The sequence below is a fragment of the Bacillus pumilus genome, from assembly GCF_024498355.1.
GTDB classification, from domain to species: domain Bacteria; phylum Bacillota; class Bacilli; order Bacillales; family Bacillaceae; genus Bacillus; species Bacillus pumilus_P.
Window position 1 is genome coordinate 653924 of sequence record NZ_CP101833.1, and the last position, 24744, is coordinate 678667.

At 44.0% G+C, this 24744-nt stretch carries 11 protein-coding genes; all 11 read left to right on the forward strand.

The window, feature by feature from the left end; all coding sequences use genetic code 11:
• Window positions 1-3: 3 nt before the first annotated feature.
• Genes NPA43_RS19335 through NPA43_RS03330 form a run of 11 tightly spaced genes read left to right on the forward strand, consistent with a single transcriptional unit; the run spans window position 4 to window position 24734 of the window.
• Entirely contained in the window at window positions 4-1899 is a 1896-nt protein-coding gene (locus NPA43_RS19335; protein ID WP_443111585.1) for a condensation domain-containing protein, read from the forward strand.
• Window positions 1896-3437 carry a serine hydrolase domain-containing protein gene (locus NPA43_RS03285; RefSeq protein WP_256499363.1) on the forward strand — a complete coding sequence of 514 codons (1542 nt, stop codon included), beginning with the start codon at window positions 1896-1898 and terminating at the stop codon, window positions 3435-3437. The genes NPA43_RS19335 and NPA43_RS03285 overlap by 4 nt, the downstream gene beginning before the upstream one ends.
• Window positions 3400-4380, forward strand: a complete 981-nt coding sequence (locus NPA43_RS03290) for a cysteine peptidase family C39 domain-containing protein (RefSeq protein ID WP_256499364.1) — start codon at window positions 3400-3402, stop codon at window positions 4378-4380. The genes NPA43_RS03285 and NPA43_RS03290 overlap by 38 nt, the downstream gene beginning before the upstream one ends.
• On the forward strand, window positions 4377-5087 hold the full coding sequence (locus NPA43_RS03295) for a thioesterase II family protein (protein WP_230031526.1): 711 nt from the start codon (window positions 4377-4379) through the stop codon (window positions 5085-5087). Before NPA43_RS03290 ends, NPA43_RS03295 begins: the two co-directional genes overlap by 4 nt.
• Window positions 5084-5941: a 3-hydroxyacyl-CoA dehydrogenase family protein gene (locus NPA43_RS03300; protein ID WP_230031527.1), complete on the forward strand. Its 858-nt coding sequence runs from the start codon at window positions 5084-5086 to the stop codon at window positions 5939-5941. Before NPA43_RS03295 ends, NPA43_RS03300 begins: the two co-directional genes overlap by 4 nt.
• Window positions 5942-5955: 14 nt before the next feature.
• Complete coding sequence (locus tag NPA43_RS03305) at window positions 5956-7011, forward strand: HAD-IIIC family phosphatase (protein WP_230031528.1); 1056 nt, start codon at window positions 5956-5958, stop codon at window positions 7009-7011.
• 27 nt (window positions 7012-7038) lie between these two features.
• Window positions 7039-7308 carry an acyl carrier protein gene (locus NPA43_RS03310; protein WP_034320179.1) on the forward strand — a complete coding sequence of 90 codons (270 nt, stop codon included), beginning with the start codon at window positions 7039-7041 and terminating at the stop codon, window positions 7306-7308.
• The gene (locus NPA43_RS03315) at window positions 7295-8437 is read left to right on the forward strand and encodes an acyl-CoA dehydrogenase family protein (protein ID WP_230031529.1); all 1143 of its coding nucleotides are present in this window, start codon (window positions 7295-7297) and stop codon (window positions 8435-8437) included. Before NPA43_RS03310 ends, NPA43_RS03315 begins: the two co-directional genes overlap by 14 nt.
• A gap of 19 nt (window positions 8438-8456) precedes the next feature.
• Window positions 8457-17546 (forward strand): non-ribosomal peptide synthetase/type I polyketide synthase, encoded by a 9090-nt coding sequence (locus tag NPA43_RS03320; RefSeq protein ID WP_256499365.1) that lies wholly within the window; start codon window positions 8457-8459, stop codon window positions 17544-17546.
• A 20-nt stretch (window positions 17547-17566) separates the two neighbouring features.
• Window positions 17567-20236 (forward strand): non-ribosomal peptide synthetase, encoded by a 2670-nt coding sequence (locus NPA43_RS03325; protein WP_256499366.1) that lies wholly within the window; start codon window positions 17567-17569, stop codon window positions 20234-20236.
• Entirely contained in the window at window positions 20229-24734 is a 4506-nt protein-coding gene (locus NPA43_RS03330) for a type I polyketide synthase (protein ID WP_256499367.1), read from the forward strand. Before NPA43_RS03325 ends, NPA43_RS03330 begins: the two co-directional genes overlap by 8 nt.
• The last annotated feature ends 10 nt before the right edge of the window (window positions 24735-24744 follow it).

The window sequence follows — 24744 nt, forward strand, 5'->3', positions numbered from 1 at the left end:
GAAATTGAACTTGCGCTTATGGCACTCGATGAAGTTGATAAAGCCGCTGTCATTGATCTAACCGATCAGGCTGGAGAAAAACAGCTGGCTGCTTATATTGAATTAAAAGAAAAAGAGATGACGACCTTTTTACTAAGAAAAAAATTATCAGAGCAGCTGCCAGCTTATATGGTCCCAGCGTATATTGTCATACTAGATGAGCTCCCGCTAACTCAAAACGGAAAAATCAATCGAGCAGCACTGCCTGATCCATTGCTGTCTCAAGTGGAAACAGAGGTTGAATGGTCTAAGGAAAAAGCGGTCATCGAAGAGATCATAATAGATACAGCAAAAGATATCTTAGGGCATGAAAAGATCGACCCAGCTGATCATTTTTATCAGCTTGGCGGTGACTCCATTAAGGCGATTCAATTTATTGCGAAGTTAAAAGACAAGGGACTCTATTTAAAAACAAAAGATATATTTACTTATCCAATTTTTAGAGAAATGGCACAAGTCGTCCAGCAAGAACCGGCATTACATATCTCACAAGAGCAGGCTGCGGGCGATGTGAAATCGATACCAATTGTCGAATGGTTCTGGTCCCAGCGGTTAAAAGACGAACATTTCTGGCATCAATCCATCATTGTTCATTCAAAGAAGAAGATGGATGAAAGGATCTTGAACGATGCTTTAAAAGAGCTGGTCATTCATCATGACGGATTAAGGTTAAAAGTACAAGAGACGACAAACACACTCTATTATGATGAAAGCATGCAGCATATTCCGCTGATGATACACGATTTCACGGAGCTGTCAGAAGAGAATGTGCAAGAAGCGTTAAAAGAAGTGGGTTTTCAGTTGAAGCAGAGGACCCATCTTTATCAAGGACCATTAATTCAGGCAGCACTTTGTCAAACCACTGCTCAATCACATCTCATTTTTGCCGCACATCATCTTTTAGCTGACGGCATGTCATGGCAAATTCTTGTGGAGGACTTGATGAAATTATTGCATGCAGAAAAGGTCACAGCAGAGATGCTTCCGCTCAAAACACATTCATATCAGACGTTTGCGGAGCGGATGAACCAGTATGCAGCATCAGGTGATGTAAATAAGGAATTCAGCTATTGGCAAAAAGAGGTGCAGGATATTCAGCCTTTGTATCAAGTGGCTGCAAATGAGGGATATGTCAAAGATGAAATCAAATTGACCAAGGTATTATCAGTTGAGCTGACGGATCAATTGATCAATCAAGCGAACAAGGCGTATCAAACGCAGCCTCATGAATTGTTAATCTCAGCGTTAACGCAAGCCTGTTCTCAGCAAACGAATCAAAAGCAGATTTCTTTAGAATTAGAAGGCCATGGCAGGAATGCTGTGCAGGAAGATATCGATGTGTCTAGAACGTTCGGATGGTTTACAACCATGTATCCAGTGAATGTGAATGTTTCTGAGTCTGTTGCAGATCATATTCGGGCTGTCAAAGAAACGATACGTGAAGTACCAAATAAAGGTGCAGGCTATGGTCTGTTGTCACTCATCAATAGACAGCTTCCGGACCATTCAGCGCCACAACTACGGTTTAACTATTTAGGTGAGATCGATCAGGTACTTAAACAATCACCTGATTATGAGATGTCCTATTTTTCTTCAGGTGCTGATTCGTCATTAGATAATCAATTAACAACCGTCATCGATATGGTCGCAACAATCAAGGGTGGTCAGCTGATTTTCCATCTATCTTTTAGTGAAAAACAGCTGAGTGAAACAGAGATGACGCAGCTTTTGCATGAGGTAGAGCGGCAAATTGAACGTTTGGTTCAGCATTGTCTAGAGAAGGAAGAGATCGAATTTACACCGTCTGACTTTGAGACAGTGGACATGTCTCTTGAAGAAATGGATTCGTTATTTACATGAGGAAGAGTCAGCACATTGTCTACATTTCATTTGTCCTGGCAGTGTTATGGATCAGTAGTGTTGCCGGCCAAACAAATGCACAAGCAGCGATTTCATCTAAGGCCATTGATCAAGTGATTGAAGAACAGATGGAGCATGGGCGCATTCCAGGCATGTCCGTTGTGGTTGTGAAAAAGGACCAAGTGGTGTACCAAAAAGGCTTTGGTTATACGGAGCGAAAGAAGAAGGAGCCTGTGACAGACAGCACTTTTTTTGAAATTGGCTCTACATCAAAGGCGTTTACCGCCCTTGCTATTGTTGACCTAGAGAAACAAGGGAAAATAGATCTGAAAGAACCGGTAAGCAGCTATATTCCAGGTTTTTTTCCAACGTACCATGGCAAGCCTCAGCGGATCACAGTGGATCAATTGATGCATCACACAAGCGGCATTCCCTTTCAAACCATTGCGCTTATCCAGCCAGATGATGCAAAGGATGCGTTGAAAAAAACAGTCCATCAGCTGAAATCAATCGAACTTAACCGCAAGCCGGGAAGCTCCTTTGAATATGCCACCATCAACTATGATGTCCTTGGTCTCATCATTGAAAATGTAACAAGGCAGCCATATGAGGCATATATGAAAGGGCTGTTTAAAAGACATCATCTTGACCAAACGGAGGCTGGGCCCGAACGAATGAAGCACGGTGTTGTTTCGGAAGGGTTTAAACTGCAATTCCTTGCTCCGCATGTTTATCACGCACCGGAATATCGAGGCAATACCCCTGCTGGCTATATTGTGATGAATAGCCAGGAGGTTGGTACTTGGCTGCAATATCAATTGACCGATTCAACGTGGTCTCGTTTTGTGAAAAATCCTGATCACTTGACTGTGAATGTCCCAGACGAAGGGAAGCATGTCTATTACAATGCCGGCTGGTATATAGAAAAAAAACATGAGCATGTGAAATCGTTATTCCATGCAGGCTCTAACCCAAATTATTCATCATTTTTTCTGATCCAGCCAAAAGAAGGCGTTGCGATCGGAGTGTTAGCAAATATGAATAGCAGCTACACCGAACAAACGGCTCGTCTTGTTGCCAAAGCGATTGTGGGAACAAATGATCAAGAAGAATCATCAATGGATCCATTTCAGCTCATTGATCAATTGAGTCTTGCCGCTACATGTCTTTTTATTTTACTGCAAACGGTGTCTATTCTTCGATTTATCAAGTGGAGGAAGCGTGTAAAAAGTGGTGCTGTGGTTCAGCGGAAAATGACACTTGGCGTTTGGCTGAAAGGTCTCTGCTGGGTATTGCTCTTGATCGGAATATTGATCCTGCCAATGATTCTATCGCAGGCTGCCTTTAATGGGCTGCCTTGGAAAATGATTTTTGTATGGGGACCTTCCACTCTCATTGAACTAGCGATCTCTTATTATTTGTTTTTTGTTTGGTTTTGTACGATTGGTTTCATCAAAGGATTCATGGTGACATCTACTGCTGGAAAGAGAGGACAAAAAGATGACCATCAAACAGATTTCGGGCATTCATCCTTATAATGATTTGTTTTATCGCAGTTGCTTCTTCAATTGCTTTTTCCCGATTGTCAAGCTGCATGATCAAGAAGTCGCTCCATACTTATTAAATGATCAATTCGCATATGGCCTTACAGAAGAAGGTTTTTTGCAGATTGACTGGATGTCGACACACGATCCAGAAAAGATTATGAATTTACAAGGCATTCAAGTCGAAAAAATCACGCGTTGTGCCAATCTCATTGAGAAAGTCAAACAAGATGTGTCGCTGAATCGCCCGGTTATTGTGTGGGTAGATCCTTACGTTCAGCGAGGTAGAAAAGAGTATTTGACGAAACATAGCCGGCATTCGATTTTAATCACGGGTTTTCATGAAAATCAGCAAATTTTCCATGTATTAGAGAATCGGCATTTAGATAATTTGTCGTATGAGCATCAAGTGTTGCCATATACAGACGTGCAGAAAGGATATGACACCTTTCATGATTATTTTCAGCCGAATGATCAATTTCATTCCTATGCGGCTTTCCACTTTGATTCGAAAAAGGTCTCGACTGAATTATTTGCTCAAAAAACAGCTTATTTCCTGAGAAATATGCATGGTCAGCTTGACGCAATAGAAAAAGGAATCACAGCACTCGAAACATTTTATGAGCAGTTTTCGCAATTGAATGACATCGAGAAGCTCGTGGCATCTTTCAATCAGGTCATCAATACGAAGAAAGTGGAGCTCTATCGGCTGAGTCTGATCAAAGAAGATCTGCCTGAGTTGATGCGGTGGATGGAACGTATTTTAGCAGAATGGGAGAAAGCGAGGCATCAGGCAGCGAAACTCCTTTTTTCAGGTGACATGTCCAGCAGGTACCAAGCCAGCATCAAAGCTTCCTTAGAACAAATTATCCATGATGAAAAAAACTGGCTTGAAGCGTTGGCAATCAAATGCAAAAGGGAGTGTGGCGTGTCGTGAAGTTATTTTGCTTACCGTACGCAGGTGGAGCAAGCACCGTATTCAGTACGTGGAAATCTTATATAGACCGGTCGATAGAAATTCGTGCACTTGAACTCCCTGGACACGGGACAAGAATGACAGAGCCTGTGCTGACCGATTTACAGCAGGTCGCAGATGATCTTTATTTACAGGCGTCCTCTTTCTTAAAAGATGGAGAGCCCTACGCCATTTTCGGTCATAGTATGGGAGCTGTCCTTGCATACGAATTACAAAAAAGAATGAAAACAAGATTCAACAAAGAGCCTGTCCATGTCTTTTATTCTGGACGCTTTCCACCACACATTCCAGAAAAAAAAGTCTATCATCAGCTGTCAGATACCAAATTAAAAGAGGCGATTATTGCAATGGGCGGCGTTCCTGAGGAGCTTGCCGATAACCATGCAGTACTTGATTTCTTTCTGCCGATTTTAAGAGCAGACTTTCAGCTTCTAGAGACCTATCAGTGTGATGAAGTCGTTCCAGCTGCTTGTCCAATTTCTATTTTTTATGGTACGCGAGATTTGCCTTCTGTGCTGTTCGATTTAGACGATTGGGACCAATATACAAGCGAAGATTGTGCGTTTTTTGAATTCGATGGAGATCACTTTTTTATTCATTCATTAACAAATGAAGTGGTAGAGAAAATCAATGTCATTTTAAAGCGAATGGGAGTGTTGGAGAAATGAACAAGAAGCACATAGGCGTGATTGGAGCAGGTGTGATGGGGGCTGATATGGCTTTAGACCTTTCAGCAAATGGCTATCAAGTCACACTAGTTGATATCACAGAAGAAAAACTAAACGAAGCGCTAGAAAAAATCAAGAAGACATACCAATTGGTTCAATTTGTGAGAAAGAAGAAAATTTCGTTGTCTTTAGAAAACGTATTGTCTCAAATCCAGCTAACGACTTCATTTGAAGGCTTACATGATGCGCATATCGTCATTGAAAATGTGACAGAAGATTGGGAGATGAAAAAACCAATTTATGAAAAGCTGCGAGATATATGTGCGAAAGAAACCATTTATTTTGTCAACACAAGCTGTATTTCCATCACAAAGGTAGGGGCCCTTATGCATTACCCTGAGAAGGTCATTGGGGCGCATTTTATGAACCCTGTTCCTCTTAAAGCGTTAGTTGAAGTGATTAGAGGAAAAGCAACGTCTGATGACACAGTTGAAACGGCAAAAGGTTTCTTGAAATCCTTTGATAAAACACCTGTAGTGGTACATGATCTCCCAGGATTTGTTTCCAACCGAGTGCTTATGCTGACAATCAACGAAGCCATTTGGACGGTGCAAGATCAAGTTGCCACACCAGCGGATGTCGATAAAATTTTCCGCGGAGGTTTCGGTCATAAAATGGGTCCACTTGCGACAGGTGACTTGATCGGGCTCGATACGATTTTGAATTCTTTGCTTGTTTTATACGAGAGTTACAAAGATCCGAAGTTCCGTCCGTGTCCTCTACTTGTCAAAATGGTCGACGCAGGCGAGTACGGAAAAAAATCAGGTAAGGGCTTTTTCCAATATGACATGTGAGAGGAGAAAACAAAATGGCTAAGCAAATCAAGTGTGTTGTCTGGGATTTAGATCATACATTATGGGATGGGATTTTACTTGAATCAGATGAGGTGACGTTAAAGCCATCGATCAAGGAAGTGTTAACGGAGCTAGATGAGCGCGGTATCCTTCTTTCTATCGCAAGCCGAAATGATGAAACAGCCGTGAAGGAAAAGCTCTCCGCCTTCGGAATCGATCATTTCTTCCTCTATCCAGAGATTCATTGGAATGCCAAATCTAGTTCATTAAAGAGAATCAGCGAGCGCTTGAATATTCATAAAGATACCATTCTCTTTATTGATGATCAGCCATTTGAACGAGAAGAAGTGAAGGCTGTTCATCCGGAGATTACGTGCTGGGATGCGGTGGATTATATGACGTTGCTCACAGATGATCGGCTGCGTCCAGTCTTTATCACAGAGGATGCAAGACGACGCAGAAAAATGTACTTAGAAGCGGATAAAAGGCAGCAGGAAGAAGAGAAATATGAAGGGCCGCCTGAGAAATTTTTGGCGTCTTTACATATGAAATTCGTTATATCGGAAGCAGGAGAACAGGACCTCCAGCGAGCCGAAGAACTAACTGTCCGTACCAATCAATTAAATGCAAGCGGAAAAACCTACGATTATGCAGAGCTTGATTACTTCCGTCAATCAGATGCTCACTTGCTGCTTGTCTGTGAACTTGAAGACAAATTCGGGTCCTATGGGAAAATTGGACTCTCATTAATAGAAGAAATAGGTGACACCTGGCATGTCAAACTGCTGCTCATGTCTTGCCGCGTCATGTCTCGAGGTGTCGGGACCATTTTACTCACAACGATTTTGCAAGAAGCGAAAAAGCGAGGAAAGCGGCTTGTGGCCGACTTTAAACAAACAGACCGAAACCGCATGATGTATATCACATACAAGTTTGCGAATTTCAAAGAAATCGAGAATGGGGAGGATGGCTATATTTTGTTTGAAAACGATTTAAGCTTGATTCAGCCTTTCCCAGAATACGTAGATGTCAAAGTTGAGATTGACCAAAAAGCCCCAGCCAAACAATAAAAAAGCGAAAAGCGAGGAGATTGAATCATGAACCTACACGAACAAGTAAGAGCATATATCGAGCAAAACCTAGTGGTATTTGATGAAGAAATTGAGTTAGGAAATGATGATCACATTTTTGAACAAGGCTTTGTCAATTCTCTCTTTGCGATGAAACTAGTGAACTACATTGAACATGACTTTCACTTCCAGTTAGACAACGAAGACCTCGACATTGCCAATTTTAGTACGGTCAATCGCATTGTCTCCTTAATTGAGAAAAAACAACAGGGGGCGGCCCTTCATGAAAACAGCTGAACAAACAATTGATGCCATTGAGGAAATACGACAGTATTGCGATGAACATATCCGTCCGTTTGCCAATGAATTCGATGAAACAGAACATTTGCCGGAGTCGCTGATTCGCGATATGGCGAAAAGAGGCTACTTGGCAGCAGGTATCCCATCATCCTATCAAGGACTGGGGCTTGATCCGATTGCGTATGGACAGTTCACTGAACAAGTAGGGAAAGCTTGCTGTAATGTACGGACATTATTGACAGTGAACTCTCTCGTAGGAGAAGCCATTCTTCGTTATGGAACAGAAGACCAAAAACAAGGCTGGCTCGTTGCATTAGCCAAAGGGGAAAAAATCGGTGCCTTTGCTTTGTCAGAGCCGAATATTGGATCAGATGCCAATCATGTTGAAACAAGCTATCAAAAGGATGGACAGTCTTATGTCTTGAATGGGAAGAAAAAGTGGATTTCCTTTGGAGCGATTGCGGATTTCTTTATTGTGATTGCTAGAGATGGCGAACAAGTCACCGCATTCCTTGTCGAGCGAGATCAGCCAGGTGTAGAGATTGAGAGGATTACAGGAATGATGGCCAACCGAGCGTCTTATTTAGCAGAAATCACCCTCGATCATGTACAGGTGCATGAAGACTGTGTCTTAGGACCAGTTGGGGGCGGATTTAACCATGTGGTGTCACTTGCTTTAGATCATGGAAGATACAGTGTTGCTTGGGCAGGGCTTGCCATTGCACAGGAAGCCGTTGATTCTCTCGTCACGTATTCACGTAAAAGAACACAATTTAATGAAAAACTTTACAAGCATCAAATGATCAAAGGCATGATCGGAGATGCGGTCACCCAGCTCCATGCAGCGAGAGCCTTATGCCTAAAGGCCGGAGAAATGAGACAAGCGCAGCATCCTGATGCCATCACAGAGACATCAATCGCAAAATATTTCACATCTAAAATCGCCGTTGATATTACAAATACAAATGTCCAAATCCATGGTGGAAGCGGATTTAGCCGGGAAAATTCAGCTTCAAGACTGTATCGTGAAGCGAAGGTGCTTGAAATTATTGAAGGGACTTCACAAATTCAGCAGCAGGTCATTGCTAACTATGGTTTACGCCATTATTTCGTGAAGCATTCTTAGAGAGAAAGGAGATGATCCCATGGCTTTAAAGCCGCAGAAGCTGGATAAACAGAACATTGAAAATATGTTAGGTATCACTACGATCCAAGAAGGACTGCTGTTTCATCATTTAATGGAACCAAACGGAACGGCTTATTTTGAACAACTGCTGATCCAGATAGATGGTCCGCTTGATCGAGAAATCTTTGAACAATCTTGGACGAATGTCACCAAACAGCATGAAATGCTTAGAACATTGTTTAGATGGCAGGAGCTCGCAAGGCCTGTACAAATTGTTCTGAAACAGCATCAGCCTGACATTCGATATCGTGATTTGACTCAAACTGTGCAGCCTCTTCATCTGCTGAAAGAGGAAGTGGCGACACAGGAACGAGAAGAACGTTTTGATCTACAGCAAGTCCCATTTCGTCTGACGTTATGTGAGGTAAATGAAGAAGTCAGCTGGGTTCTCATTAGCTTCCACCACATTTTATTGGATGGATGGAGCCTTGGGATTGTATTAAGTGATTGGATGAGTGCATATGAGCGTTTATCAAATGGGGACAAACCGCTTCTTGAACAAAGGCCGTCCTACCAATCATTTGTCAAATGGCAGCAGAACATCCTTCAGCAGACAGAAGCACAGGCCTCCTATTGGAAAAATGTTTTCAACGGCTGGAGTTATGCAGAACTGCTTCCGAAGTCAGGCAGCATACATGAAGCTTCAGCAGCCTTTCACAAATATGAACATCAAGTGGATGCTTCTATTGCTGAGAGCCTGAGCGAATTCACGAACAAACATGACGTGACATTGGCATCTGTGATGTATACGCTGTGGGGCGTTTTGCTATCTAAGTATGCCAACCAAGATGATATTGTGTTTGGAACAACAGTATCAGGAAGAAATGCGAATGTCCCTCATATCGAGAAGATGACTGGCCTGTTCATTAACACATTACCGCTGCGGGTCTCATTCGAACAGGATAGGTCTATTCTTGAACTTATGCAGCAAGTCAATCGTGAGGTAGCTGTGAGAAATGAATATGAACATACGCCGCTATCTGATTTAAAGAAGTATGCAGGGATAACAGCAGAGCAATCGTTATTTGATTCAATCGTCGTCATTGAAAACTATCCACTTGATCGAATGCTAACGAAAAGCGATCATCCTGTTCGTATTCGTGGATTTGAGATGACAGAGCAGACGGAATTCGATCTTACGCTTAGTGTGCAGGCGTTTGATGATCAGCTGCATTTCTCATTGGTGTATAACCCCGTCAGTTTTTCAGCTGAACAAATCGAAAAGTGGTGTCAGCATTTTCTCCATCTCCTGTCTGATGCCTGTGCTCATCCGCACAAATCTGCGTCTCAATTACAGCTGCTATCAGAAGAAGAGAAACAAAAGCAGCTAGCGGTCTTTCGTCAATATGGCGGGGCAACTTCTTGCAATGAACCGACGGTGATTGACCTATTTGAAGAGCAAGTGGAACAAACGCCAGCGGCAGCGGCAGTTGAGTTTGGCGATACGACGGTTACATATGAACAACTCAACAAGAGAGTGAATCAGCTCGCACATTATTTACAAAAGAAAGGGGTCAAACAGGAGCAGCGTGTCGGTATTTTAGCAGAGCATTCCATTGAAATGGTGATAGCATGCTTGGCCATTTTAAAAGCTGGCGGTGCTTACGTACCAATTGATCCTGAATACCCGCAGGAACGAATAGAATATTTATTAGAAGACAGCGGAGTAGAATGGCTCCTAACACATCCGATTAACGGGCTTACGTATGCCTATAACGGAGAAAAAATTGATATTACACAGCCGGATCTATACACCGGACCATCAGACAACCTGGCAACAGCCATCACCTCAGATCAAACAGCCTACTGCATTTATACATCAGGAACGACAGGAAGACCTAAAGGTGTACTCATTCACCATCTTGGCTTAGCCAACTATATTGATTGGGCGAAACAAGTATATGTTCGAGGAGAAACAAGGCATTTTGCTTTGTATACTTCACTGTCATTTGACCTGACGGTTACTTCTATTTTCACACCACTGATTTCAGGAAATACCATCATGATTTATCACCATGAAAACAGGCAGCTGCTTGTCGAAGACATTATAAAAGATAATCGCGTACATGTGATGAAACTGACACCATCTCATTTACAGTTTATTAAGCATCTGTCTTTCCCAGACAGCCAAATGAAATGCTTCATTTTAGGCGGAGAACAACTGGAAGCATCTCTAGCGAAATCCATACAGCAATCATTCCCGCAGCCAATTGAAATTGTAAATGAATATGGACCGACTGAAACGGTTGTTGGCTGCATGATTCATCGATATGACGCAGACCGTGATCAAGACGTGTATGTGCCGATTGGTAAGCCCGCTCAGCATACAGATATTCTTCTTTTTGACAGACATATGAATCTCATGCCGGAAGGGACCGTCGGTGAATTATACATTGGGGGAAAAGGTGTCGCAAAAGGCTATTTGAATCGCCCAGAACTAACCGAAGAGCGATTTGTCGACCACCCTTTCCAGCCAGGTGAAAAAATTTATAAAACAGGTGATGCAGCCCGCATCCTGCCTAATGGACTTATTCAGTTTTTAGGACGAAATGATGATCAAGTGAAGCTGAGAGGCTATCGTATCGAAACAGGTGAAATTGAATTCTGGCTGAATGAACAGCCAGGGGTCAAAGCAGCAGCTGTCGTTGTGAAGCCAGATGCCTCTGGTACACCATGTTTGGCAGCGTATGTTGTTACGACAGCCATACTAGATGAACCTGCCATGAAACAAGCATTGGCTGATCAGCTGCCGGATTATATGATTCCATCGCACTTTGTGCAATTGGATGATATGCCGCTGACTGCTAATGGCAAGCTAGATAAACGGGCACTGCCTGCTTTGAAGCAGGCACAGAAAACGAAAAAGCTGGCGGGCTCTGACAATCTTTCTGAAACAGAGAAGGTCATTCAGGACATTTGGAAAAAAGTCCTTGGCTTAGATGAGGTAAGCGTTCATGACAAATTCTTTGACATTGGCGGGCATTCTCTCAATCTGATCCATGTCAACCAACAGCTGGCTAAGCAATTAAAACAAAGCATTCCAATGGTAGAAATGTTCCGCCGTCCGACGATTAGAGAGCTTGCAGCGTATTTAAGCGGCGCATCAGAGCAGGAAGCGGCAGGCACGCAGCCTGCGAACCAAAAGAGAAGAAAAGACAACGAGCCAATTGCGATTATTGGAATGGCAGGTAAATTCCCTGGTGCGAAAAATGTTGAGGCATTTTGGCGGAATTTGAAGAAAGGAGAAGAATCGATTTCATTCTTTTCCGATGAAGAACTGCTCGAAGCTGGAATTGACCGTCAAACCTTCGAGCGTTCCGATTATGTGAGAGCAAAAGGTGTGATCGATGGACCTGATTTATTTGACGCAGCCTTCTTCGGTTATTCGCCAGGTCAGGCAGAAATGATGGATCCTCAAATCCGCCTCCTGCATGAGTACGCCTATAAGGCCCTAGAAGATGCAGGATACGTACAGGAAGATTATCCAGGTAAGGTCGGTTTGTTTACTGGGTCCACATCGAATTTTCAATGGATTCAGCGATTTGCATCTTCCCTTGATAGCAGTATGTCAGAGCTGTTTGAAGTGGGTTCACTCAATGATACGTATACCGTGAGTACAAGAATTGCCCATAAATTGAATTTGAAAGGTCCGGCACTGACGCTTCAAACCGCTTGTTCGACTTCTCTGGTCGCCCTGCATTTGGCCTGTCAATCCATCGCCAATGGTGATTCAGATGTAGCGCTTGCGGGAGGGGTGTCAATCTTGCACCCAGTAAAATCAGGCTACATTTATCAGCAGAACATGGTGAAATCAAGCGATGGTCATTGCCGCGCCTTTGACGATCAAGCAGATGGAACAGTGGGCGGAGATGGCGTTGGTCTTGTTGCTTTAAAAGCACTTAGTGAAGCCATAGAAGATGGTGACCATATTTATGCGGTCATTAAGGGCTCTGCCATCAACAATGATGGTGATCAAAAGGTTGGCTTCAATGCACCAAGCGTGGAAGGACAGACTCGTGTCATTCAGGATGCCTTACATCAGGCAGATGTTTCACCAGATACGATTGAATATGTGGAAACACACGGAACAGGAACGTCTCTTGGTGATCCGATAGAAATAGAGGCGCTCTCAAAAGCTTTCCAAACAGAGAAAAAACAATTTTGCCGCATTGGGTCTGTGAAAACAAATATTGGACATTTGGATGCAGCAGCAGGAGCCGCTGGCTTGATCAAAGCCGTGCTTTCGCTTCAGCATCATACATTTGTGCCAAGTCTTCACTTCAAAAAGGCCAATGAAAACATCGCATTTGAGCATAGTCCATTCTTTGTGAACACCGAACTGACCGACTGGAAGCAGCCAGCTTCACATTTACGCCGGGCTGGGGTGAGCTCATTTGGAATGGGTGGAACAAATGCACATGTCATATTGGAAGAAGCACCACAAAGAGATCGTAAGCAAATGCCTCGTTCTGCTGAGCTGCTTGTCCTATCAGCGAAGAGCAAAACGAGCATGGAAAGAATGAAAGAAAAACTCGTGAACCAAATTGAAAACACGACTTCTATCAATTTGGCAGACGCAGCATATACCCTGCAAACAGGCAGACAATTCTTTGGTTTCCGTCAAGCATTTGTTGCCGGAAGCAGAGAAGATGCCTTGCGTGTGTTAACAGAAAAGCAAGGCAAGGGCATTGGAAAGCTCATGCATTCGCATGTTGAAAAACAGAAGATTATTTTTATGTTTTCAGGACAAGGCAACCAATACCTCAATATGGGATTGAATTTGTATCAGGAAGAGCCTTATTTTAAGGAGCAAATGGATGCTTGTTTTAAAGCATATGAAGAAGCAACTGGGCGAAGTCTTGCCCGTATTCTTTATCCATTAGCGGCTGAAACAGAAAAGGCGCGCGAAAAATTGGCAAGTACTCAATATGCACAGCCAGCCATTTTTGCCATTGAATATTCACTCTCAATGCTCTTCATTGCTTGGGGCATTCGTCCTGATGCGATGATCGGCTATAGTTTTGGCGAATTAACGGCAGCAGCTGTATCTGGCGTATTCAGCTTAAAAGATGCGATGTCCATGGTCGCCTATCGCGCGAACGCCATGCAGGCGTCACCAGCTGGCGTCATGATGAGTGTTCCGTTACCTGAAGCAGAGTTAAAACCGATGCTTCCAAAGGAAGTTTCTCTTGCGGTGGTCAATGATTCCTCATGTATCGTATCAGGGCTTGAAGAGGCGATCAGTGAATTTGAAAAAGAACTGAGGAACAACAGATTGATGTGTATGCGATTAGGCGGAACCATTGCGGCCCACTCACATGTCATGAAGGAGGCAGCGGAGCAATTCGGAGAAAAATTGCAGCATATAAAAGCCAATCAGCTCCGTATTCCATTCATTTCGAATTTATCAGGAGATTGGATGACAGACACGAGTGCTGGAGATGTGTCTTATTGGAAACGGCATATGACCGATACGGTTCGCTTTGCTGAAGGCATCACGAATATCTTACAAGAGGAAAATATTCAATTAATTGAGATTGGACCAGGACAAGATTTAAGCGTGATGGTCAACCGGTCTCTCAATGGCCTGAATCAACATGTGTGCCATGTGTTAAGACATGCAAAACAAGATGTGACAGATACTGAATTTTTACTTGGACAGATCGGACGCCTATGGACACACGGGTTATCCATTGATTGGGATCGATTCCATATGAACCGTCAGCCGCTGAAATTGCCACTACCAACATATGCGTTTGATCGTACCTCCTATTGGTATGATGCATCAGATAGTGTAAAGCGCGACAAACCAAAGCAGTCAGGAAGAAAGCAGCAAATGGAAGAATGGTTCTATACCCCTCATTGGGAAGCGGATCTTTTACCTGGTGCGCCATCAGATGTTTCCTCTGCCGGAGCCATGCTTTTGTTTGCAGAGACATCTGTTTTCGGAGAGAAAGTAGCAGCTGAACTTCTGACGAAACGGAAAGAGCACGTTGTGGTTCATAAAGGAGAACAATTTACGAAGCATGATGAAAAAACCTATACCATTCGTTCACATGAGCCTTCTGATTATGAAAAGCTCATATCAAATCTCGTAAATGATCAAATCAACGTGACAGATGTTTGTCATCTTTGGGGACTTTCAGATCGACAACCATCTCACACGGAAGAAGAATGGGTGAAGCACACGCAGCAAAATGCCTATTACTCCTTGCTTTATATCGGCCAGGCGCTGAAGAAATATGTCTTGGACCAAAAGGTGTCGATGACAGTTCTTTCCTCATTGACGTATGCCGTTGGCGGAGAGCCTGTGCTTTATCCTGAAAAAGCGATCCATCTTGGACCTGCCTTGGTTATTTCTCAAGAAACACCGACCTTGCGTTATCGCATTCTTGATGTGGATCGTCCAGTGGAAAATGGGGTTCAGGAAAAGAGATTGTTGAAACAAATCAGCGATGAACTAGACCGGGAGTATGGACAGCTTCTCACTGTCTATCGACGGAATAAGCGATATGTGAAAAAGTATGCGAAAGGTTCAGTTCCCGAAACAGGACATGCTCACTTAGCTAAAAAAGATGGTGTGTACATGTTAATTGGCGGGCTTGGGTTTATTGGATTGAACCTCGCCCAGACTTTGGCCGAGCAAACTAAGGGGAAATTGATCTTAACGAGCAGGTCTGGACTGCCTGATAGAAGCAAGTGGCAAGAATGGCTGGCTACGCATGATGAACAAGATCCAACCAAGAAAAAAATTCAAAAGGTCATGGCACTAGAAGAGGCTGGCGCAGAAGTTCTGATAAAGAAAGTGGACGTTCGTCACCGGGAAGATATCCAGCAATTAATCAACGCAGTGGATGCCTCCTATGGCCAGATTGACGGTGTAATCTATGCAGCAGGAGTGACAGGCGATCAATCATTCCGGGTGATGGAGCAAACAGATGACACTTTCTCAGAACCGCATTTTGAGGCGAAGATGAACGGTGTACTTCATCTCGATGCCGCCTTAGGTGATCGATCACTTGATTTCTGCTTTGTTCTGTCATCTTTGTCGCCGATATTGGGCGGACTTGGTTTTACAGCTTATACAGCCGTGAATCATTTCATTGATGCGTACGTGCATGAACGCAATCTACGTTCACAAACGCAGTGGTCTGTGATTAGCTTTGACGGCTGGGAATTTGAGCAGGGTAAGCAGCTGGATCTTCCAATCGGAGATGACCTCACCGAAACGTTGATGACAGAAAAAGATGGAAGAATGATCTTCGAACGATTACTTTCACTGCAACAAGTTGAACAAATTGTTATTTCGACAACAGACTTACATGATCGAATTCACCGGTATGTAGATCGTTTATCCCGTGAAGAAGAGAGCGGCGGAGCGTATGTACAAGATGGAACTTTGTATTCTCGACCAGCGCTGTCAACGAATTATGTGGCACCTGAAACGGAGCTGGAGAAGGAACTAAGTCAACAGTGGCAAGCTTTCTTTAAGATTGACGAAATTGGCATAGATGATCATTTCTTTGAAATGGGTGGAGATTCCCTAAAGGCGATCACCTTTATTGGTATCATTCATCGCGCATTCAGTGTAGAGCTGACGCTGCCTCAATTCTTCCAAATGCCAACGATTCGATCAATGGCAGAATATATCGATCAAGCAGATACAGCGGCTTATCATGTGATTGAAAAAGCAGAAGTGAAGGAACATTATCCTCTGTCGTCTGCGCAAAAACGCTTGTATCTCATGCAGCAAATGGATCTGAGCAGCACAGGATACAACGAATTTAAAGCGGGGCGAATCAAAGGGAAGCTCGATATCAGCAGATTGGAATGGGCATTTCAGCAGCTCATTAAGCGTCATGAAAGTTTGCGGACAGCGTTTGTACTCGAGAATGGCGTGCCTTATCAAAAGATCGAACAAGAGGTGCCGTTTGCTGTCACATTGTTTGATCTCACAAAGGGATCGACACAAGCATCTGAGGAAGATCAAAAACAAGTGATTGAGCAATTTTTGACTGCCTTTACGTTAAGTGAGGCTCCATTGATGAGGGTAGGTGTGATGAAGGTGGCAGAAGAGGAGTTCGTGCTCATGCTGGACATGCATCACATTATCTCAGATGGTCTTTCTCAAGATATTTTGGTCAACGACTTTATGCAGTTATATGACGGAAGGACGCTTGAGCCTCTAGCTCTTCAATATAAAGATTTTTCTGAATGGCAAAATGACATGCTTGCTTCTGATGCCCTTAAAGCATCGAGTGACTACTGGAAAAACCGTTTAGAAGGTGCACCTGCACTTGATCTGCCAACAGATTTCGACCGGCCTGAGGTGAGACAATTCCGCGGCGGACATTATACGTTCCGTATTGAAGAAGCGGAGCTGAACGCGTTTAAACAGGTCATTTTAAAAGAAGACGCAACGCTGTTTATGGGGCTGTTAAGTCTGTATCAGATTTTGCTTCATAAATTAAGCGGGCAATCAGATATCACGGTTGGGGTTCCAGTAGCAGGAAGAAAACAAGAGGAGCTGCAGCAAGTCATCGGTATCTTTGTCAATATGCTGCCCCTTCGTTTATATCCTAAAGCAGAGATGACGTACAGTGAATTCCTTCACGCTGTGAAGGCGCATGTGATCGATGATTTCGGACATCAAGAATTTCAATATGAACAAATGGTCCAAGACCTGCAGCTGAGCCGGAATGTCAGCCGGAATCTATTGTTTGATGCTGTGTTCGCTTTACAAAATATGAATCAGCCAGAACTGAAGGTAGGCGGTTTAACCTTTAGTGATTATCCGTATGAGACAGGAACGTCGCGGTTTGATTTACTGTGGATTGCGTATGAGCAGGAAGACGGTCTTTCTTCAACGATTGAATATAATACAGCGCTTTTCACAGAGGAAACCATTCATCGGATTGCCGGCTTACTAAAAGACATCATGCGAGCTGTCTCAATAGATGCAGTGAGATTAGAGGATATCGAACTGATTTCTTCATTCAAGCAATTAGACGACGTATCTCTTTTCGAATTAGATGACTTAAAAATATAAGTAAAGAGGTGAACGGAAGAGTGATTGAACATGATGATTTTCAACTGAAAGCAGCGGCAAAGGAAAAGGTGAAGGAAAGAGCCTACTGGACATCTATTTTATCAGGTGTCCAGCTGGATGGCCGCATTCCCCATACGGTTTCACAAGCCAAGCCTGCTGCAATGAACCGATCGCTTCATTCGTCCTTCCCTATGGCTGTGAACCAGTCGTTAAAGCAATTATGTGGAGATTCTGATTTGCGGATGTTTATCGTGCTGACCACAGCTGCTTTTGGCTTGCTACACCGTTACAGCGGAAAAACTGAGTTGATGGTGACTGTTCCTACAATGGAACAGTCCGCCAATCAATCTGCCATTAATCATATGCTGCCACTCAAGGCAGAGATTGATCCTCATATGAGCTTCAGCGCAGGGTTAGATGCAGTGAAGCGATCGTTTCAGGAGGCAGTACGTCATCAAAACTATCCTGTTCATATTTTAATGGAGGAACTTTGGCATTCATTAGGAGACGGCAAGGAGCGTGTCAATCTGGCATGTGCATTTGAGACATTGCATGGACAGGCTGACCGAATGCAATTAAATGCGGATGTGCTCATTGTTTGGAAGAAAGCACAAGATCAGCTTCATGCCGAAGTTCACTGGGATGCTTCCAACTATGACGATCAAATGATGGAGCAGTTCTCCAGGCATTTCATGACACTCACAGAGCAATTGCTCAAAGCGCCTGAACAAGCGATGAGCACACACTCATTTCTATCTGACATGGAGAAAAGTCAGTTGTTTGATGCGTTTCAAGGGGAGCCGCTCGCTTATCCAGTAGATCGTGATATTGTGTCTTTATTTCAACAGCAAGTCCAATTGCATCCAGCACGAACGGCCGTTGTGTTTGGCACCACCTCCTATACATATAAAGAGGTTGACCATTTATCGGATCGCATTGCGCTTAGACTCTCTCAAAGTCAGATGACACGGGAGACCCCAGTTGGTCTCAGAATGTATCGGTCTGCTGAACTTGTGATTGCCATTCTTGGCATCTTAAAGGCTGGCTATGCTTATTTACCGATTGATGTCCATCTGCCGATCGAAAGAATTCGGTATATGCTCAAAAACAGTGGCGCTACAGCCATTGTATCGGATGCAGCCGGACATGAAGGATTGGATGTCGAGGTTCATGTCATTCAAGACATGCTTCATGAATCGGAAATAAAAGAAAACCTGACTTGGTCAATTTCGCCTTCGGATATGGCTTATGTCCTGTATACATCAGGTACAACAGGACATCCGAAAGGGGTCATCATTGAACATCGTCATGTCATAAATTTGGTGTACGGAATGAAAACACGCTTTTTTGATCTGCTTCCAGATGATTTGCAAGTGGGGATGCTGGCTTCACATATTTTTGATGCGTCTGTTCAAACGTTGTTTCCAACATTGTTGCTTGGACATACGCTGCATATTGCCAAAGATGAAGTTCGTATGGATGGGCATGCGTTGTGGGATTTTTATCAAGAAAACCACATTCAGCTGTCAGATGTGACACCCTCTCATTTAAAGCTGATGAACAAGGCAGCAGGGCAATCGAAACAGGATCTGCCTGCTTTGAACATGCTGCTTGTAGGCGGAGAAGTATTTACAAAAGAGCTGATGGATCAATTTTTACAGCATGTATCAAGTGAAAAACCCATCATGATTAATGCATATGGGCCTACTGAATGTACTGTTCAATCGTCATCCTTTTTGATTCCGCCTGACTGGGATGAACAGGTCATTCCTATTGGGAAGCCGATGCCAAATGAGCGTATCTTCATATGTGACGCGCAAGGGGAGCCAGTTCCGATAGGCGTCTTTGGTGAACTGTATATCTCAGGCGATGGTGTAGGGCGTGGGTACATCAATCATCCTGATCTGAGCAAGGAGAAATTTATCAAAAAACCAGAGTTAAGCAGCGGGGTGTTATACGGTACGGGAGACCTTGCAAGGTGGCGGTTTGATGGGGTATTGGAATTTGCCAAAAGGAACGACAGCCAAGTGAAAATCAGAGGGTATCGAATTGAGCTGGAGGAGATCCGCAGAGCTATTCTTGATGATCCGAATATGCAAGGACTGATCCAAGATGTCATTGTGATCCCTAAGGAGACGACGGAGCAGGACCAATACATTTGCGCATATTTGATGGCAAAACAAGTCATAGATCAGCGTGTACTTCGTCAATCTCTCAGTGGGAGATTACCAGGTTATATGGTGCCAAGGCATTTGATTCAAGTAGAGCAATTTCCTTTGAATCTATCAGGGAAATTAGATATTCAAGCGCTGCCGAATTCAGAAGATCAGCTACCAGGCGGGCAAGAGCCAGTGGCCATTCAAGCACACAATGAAACAGAGCAGAAGCTTGTTCGCATTTTCGCTTCAATTTTACAAGTCCCTGCTTCTCACATTCGATTAGATGAACCGTTTTTCGATTTGGGCGGGAACTCTTTTAATATCGTTGAGCTGTCCAATAAAGTGAAAGAGGAATTTCAGCAGGAGCTGACAGTGATGGAGCTGTTCCAATATACAACTGTTTCACAAATAGCAGCCCAATTAAAAAACAAATCAGCAGGACAAGATAAACAAATAGAAGCTGATGGAGAAAATGAAGCGGATGACTTAGAAAGTGCCGCACAACTGTTAGGCGGGATGATAGATGAGTAAGTTAACAGGATTAGAGGTTGCAGTGGTTGGTATGGCCTGCCGATTTCCGGGAGCGAAGAATATTCATAGCTTCTGGGATAACCTTGCAAATGGAAGAGAGTCCATTACGTTTTTTTCTAAGGAAGAATTGCTTGAGGCGGGGGTTGGACAAGAAGCTCTGGATCATGAGCAATATGTACGTGCCAAAGGAGCAGTAGATCAGCATGATCACTTTGATGCAGATTTCTTTGGTTATTCACAGCGTGAGGCAGAAGTAATGGACCCGCAAATCCGCATGTTTCATGAAGTGGCGTGGGAATCCCTTGAAGATGCAGGCTATAACCCTGAAACCTATCAGGAGCCGATCGGTTTATTTGGTGCTGCTTCTGCCAATTTATATTGGCAAGCTGCTTCCATGCTGATGAGAACGAATAACTCATCTGAGCAGTTTGCGGCTGTTCAGTTGACAGATAAAGATTTTATGAACACAAAGGTGTCCTATAAATTGAATTTGAAGGGACCGAGTGTGGCTGTTGATACGGCTTGTTCCTCCTCTTTGGTTGCAGTTCATTTAGCGGCACGCGCCCTGCTCACTGGGGAATGTAAAATGGCACTCGCTGGCGGCGTCACCATCACGACTCCTCACAAAAAAGGATACATGTATCAAGAGGGCATGATCATGTCCCCTGATGGACACTGCCGAGCCTTTGATGAACAGGCAAAAGGAACAGTTGGCGGCGAGGGCTGTGGAGTTGTTGTACTCAAATCATTAAAGCAGGCACTAAAGGATAAGGATCACATCTATGGGGTGATTAAAGGGTCAGCGTATAACAATGACGGCGGGCGGAAGGTTGGTTACACAGCACCAAGTATTGAAGGGCAAAGTGAAATTATTAAAAAGGCGCTCAAGATCAGTCGTGTAGAAGCCGAGAGCATTTCTTATATTGAAGCACATGGCACAGGTACGACCCTTGGCGATCCAGTTGAAATTGAGTCACTGAATCAAGCCTTTCAAACTGATAAAAAACAGTTTTGTGCCATCGGGTCTGTGAAAACCAATATCGGTCATCTTGATTCAGCGGCAGGCATTGCCGGTTTTATCAAAACGACGCTTAGTCTGTATCATCAGACGCTGCCACCTAGTCTTCATTATGAAAGACCGAATCCAAAAATTGATTTTGAATCAAGCCCGTTTTATGTGAATACAACACCCGTACCATGGACGAAACGAGAGCAGCCGCTGCGTGCTGGGGTCAGTTCATTCGGAGTCGGCGGTACGAATGTACATCTCATCATGGAAGAGGCGCCCATTGCCGATAAACGGTCAGTAGACAAGGATCACGAACTCATGGTGATATCAGCAAGGTCGAAGCAGGCGGTTCAAACGTCTGCTGAGCAAATCATTTCTTATTTAAAAGAACAAAAGGACGTGCCGCTATCCCATGCTGCGTTTACGCTGCAGGAGGGACGAAAGCATTTTCCTTATCGACAAGCATTTCTTGCAAGCCCCGATCGCACATTCCAGTCAGCTGGACAGCCTCAAAAGGCCTTTCAGCAGCCTGCGGTCGTCTGGATGTTTTCTGGTCAAGGTGCACAGTATGTCAATATGGGCAAGGATTTATATGAGAAAGACCCTGTATTTAAACAAACGCTTCAAAAATGTTTTGCCATCATTTTATCCTTGGCAGGTGTTGAGATCGAGAAAGTGTTATATCCAACAACCGAAGCAGACTTCATTGAAGCAGAACAACTCATGCAGCAAACGTCTTATACACAAATCATCTTGTTTAGTTTTGAGTATGCACTCGCATCTAAGCTGATGGGACTAGGCATACGTCCGCATTATTTCATTGGTCATAGTATTGGTGAAATCACAGCTGCTTGTGTGGCCGGTAGCATCCATCTTGAAGATGCGATCCGGATCGTTTTAAAAAGAGGCAATTTGATGCAAAAGATGCCTCCAGGTGATATGGCTGGTGTGACGCTTCCAGCCGAAGAGATTGAGCATGAACTTCCAGAAGGTGTCGAGCTTTCTGCTGTGAATAGCTCGCAATTATCCGTTGTTTCCGGTCCTACAGACCGTTTACAGGTATATATCGAACAAGCTGAGAAAAGAGGGGCTTCTGTCCAAAAGCTGAAAACCTCTCACGCCTTTCATACGAGTATGATGGCTGAAGCGGCCAATCAGTTTAAGGATGTTCTTTCTGAGATCACCTATCAGCAAGGCGAGATACCGATTGTTTCCAATGTGACAGGGAGCTGGTTAACCCACGAGCAAGCAGCATCACCTGATTACTGGGCATCTCATATCAGACAGCCTGTTTTATTTAGTCAAGGAATAGAGACGTTACTTGGACTTGGAGAGGTTGTCTTCATTGAAGTGGGGCCAGGTCATACATTGACTCAATTCGTGAGACGCCACGATCGCTATGATGTGAATAAAGCAGCTGCTGTTTCATTGGTGAGACATCCAAAAGAGCAAGCTGCTGATGATGAATATATGCAAAAGGCAATAGGAAAGCTGTGGAGTTACGGAGTGGAGCCGAACTGGAGCGCTGTCAGAAAAGAGGAGGCCCCATATCGAGCTTCACTGCCAACGTATCCATTTGAGCATCAAATATTCCTCTCACCACAGTTCAAAGCGGACCAGCTGATGACCGCTTCAACACCATCAGGACCGCAGGAGAATCACTTATCTGATTTTCAAGACTGGTTTTACATTCCGGTGTGGGAGCGCTCTTCACCTGTACTAAAAGAGCAGCATCATCACGGGAAACGTGTGCTGGTCTTTGAGAAAAATGGTCATATCGGCGCCTATTTGAAAGAACGGCATGCGGAGGTCGTCAGCGTATGTCCAAGTGATCATACGATCAAAGAAAATGACCAGCTGATGAAGGCAGACGTTCATATGCTGTCACATTTAGAGTGGGTCATGACTGAATTACAGCAATCTGGATTTATCCCTGAAGAGATCATCTGGATGCATGATGAACTGACGGAGGATACCAAAGACAAGCCAAACTATTTATCTGTGCTCGATCTCGTCAGGCTGATCAGCAAATACCATAACACAAACATGCGTCTTCATCTCGTGACGAGCCAAGCGCATGATGTCATCGGCATAGAGAAGGTCGATCCTCTTCAAGCAACATTAACAGGACTAGCGCTGACCATTCCTCAAGAATATCAGCACATAGAGTGTCAGCACATTGATTTATGTCAGGATACTAAGGCGAATTGGCCGCTATTTCTTTCATATGAGATAGCGATGCACGATCAAGAAGCAGTCGTGGCTTATCGCGTGAGCAGCCGCTGGATACGAAAAGCTTCAAGCACGTCGTTAAGCAAAGAGGACTCGTCAATGCAGCCTTTCAGGTCTAGTGGCGTTTATCTCATCACTGGCGGTATGGGCGGCATTGGCCTCACACTAGCTAAATATTTAGCAGAAACGTATCAAGCGAAACTTGTGCTCATGAGCCGATCACGAATACGTGAACGCTCTGAATGGCATGAGCTGCGTGGTGCGGTTGGGAAAGAAGCTGATGCCGTGAAAAAGCTGCTGGCTCTTGAAGAATTAGGGGCTGATGTACAAGTTGTACACGGTGATGTATCAGATGAACGTGCCGTGCAGAAAGCGATTCAGCTGGCTCATACGGCATTTGGTGGTTTACATGGCGTCATTCACGCGGCAGGCGAGGCAGACGGGAAGATCATTCAAGCAAGAGCAGCAGATGATGAGATTCGCATGTGTCAGGCAAAAATCAACGGGACCTATGTGCTGGATAAAGCACTCGAGGATGAAACGCTGGATTTCTTCTTGCTTTGTTCATCCCTTGTTTCCTTTCTTGGAGCGGCTGGACAAGTGGCTTATGCGGCTTCAAATGCCTTTATGGACAGCTTTGCTCATGCGAAAAGGCAGGAAGGAAAGCCAGTTATTTCTTTGAACTGGGATCGCTGGGAGAAAGTCGGTATGGCACACGACTCGGCATTAGCTGCCAAAGTCAATGACATGATGGCACTTGAGGAGCAGGCAGGAATTTCGCCAGAACAAGGAATAAAGGCCTTCCAAGAAGTGCTGCGTCTAGATTATCCGCAAATTCTTGTATCTGTTCGAGACATGGGGGAGAGAATCAAACATCGGATAACACCTGTACAGCTAGAGGATGCGCCGTCTCAAGAGATTTCGCAGGTCATAGATGAACGTCTAGAAGCATCATTGAGTGATGTGCTTAACTCCTTTTTTAAGCATGAACCGGATGTGAATGAGAATTTCTTTGAAATGGGTGCGACGTCTCTTGATTTATTGCAGATGAGTGGTCATATCAAATCGGTATATGGCATCGAGGTTCCGGTGGTCATGATGTACAGCCATCCAACCATCGCGTCATTGGCTGCCGAACTGAAGAAAATACATGGTGTAAAGGAAGAAAAGCAAGCTGTCACTGAATCATCTAATTTACGCAAACAAGCAATGGCTGAAGGGAAAAATCGCCGTAAACAGAGATTAAAACGAAAATAGATGGGAGAAA

What these genes read in the sequence shown, in the direction of transcription:
- NPA43_RS03285 (WP_256499363.1), top strand. Translation starts at nt 1,896, where the DNA reads ATGAGGAAGAGTCAGCACATTGTCTACATTTCATTTGTCCTGGCAGTG.
- NPA43_RS03290 (WP_256499364.1), top strand. Translation starts at nt 3,400, where the DNA reads ATGACCATCAAACAGATTTCGGGCATTCATCCTTATAATGATTTGTTT.
- NPA43_RS03300 (WP_230031527.1), top strand. Translation starts at nt 5,084, where the DNA reads ATGAACAAGAAGCACATAGGCGTGATTGGAGCAGGTGTGATGGGGGCT.
- NPA43_RS03305 (WP_230031528.1), top strand. Translation starts at nt 5,956, where the DNA reads ATGGCTAAGCAAATCAAGTGTGTTGTCTGGGATTTAGATCATACATTA.
- NPA43_RS03310 (WP_034320179.1), top strand. Translation starts at nt 7,039, where the DNA reads ATGAACCTACACGAACAAGTAAGAGCATATATCGAGCAAAACCTAGTG.
- NPA43_RS03315 (WP_230031529.1), top strand. Translation starts at nt 7,295, where the DNA reads ATGAAAACAGCTGAACAAACAATTGATGCCATTGAGGAAATACGACAG.
- NPA43_RS03320 (WP_256499365.1), top strand. Translation starts at nt 8,457, where the DNA reads ATGGCTTTAAAGCCGCAGAAGCTGGATAAACAGAACATTGAAAATATG.
- NPA43_RS03330 (WP_256499367.1), top strand. Translation starts at nt 20,229, where the DNA reads ATGAGTAAGTTAACAGGATTAGAGGTTGCAGTGGTTGGTATGGCCTGC.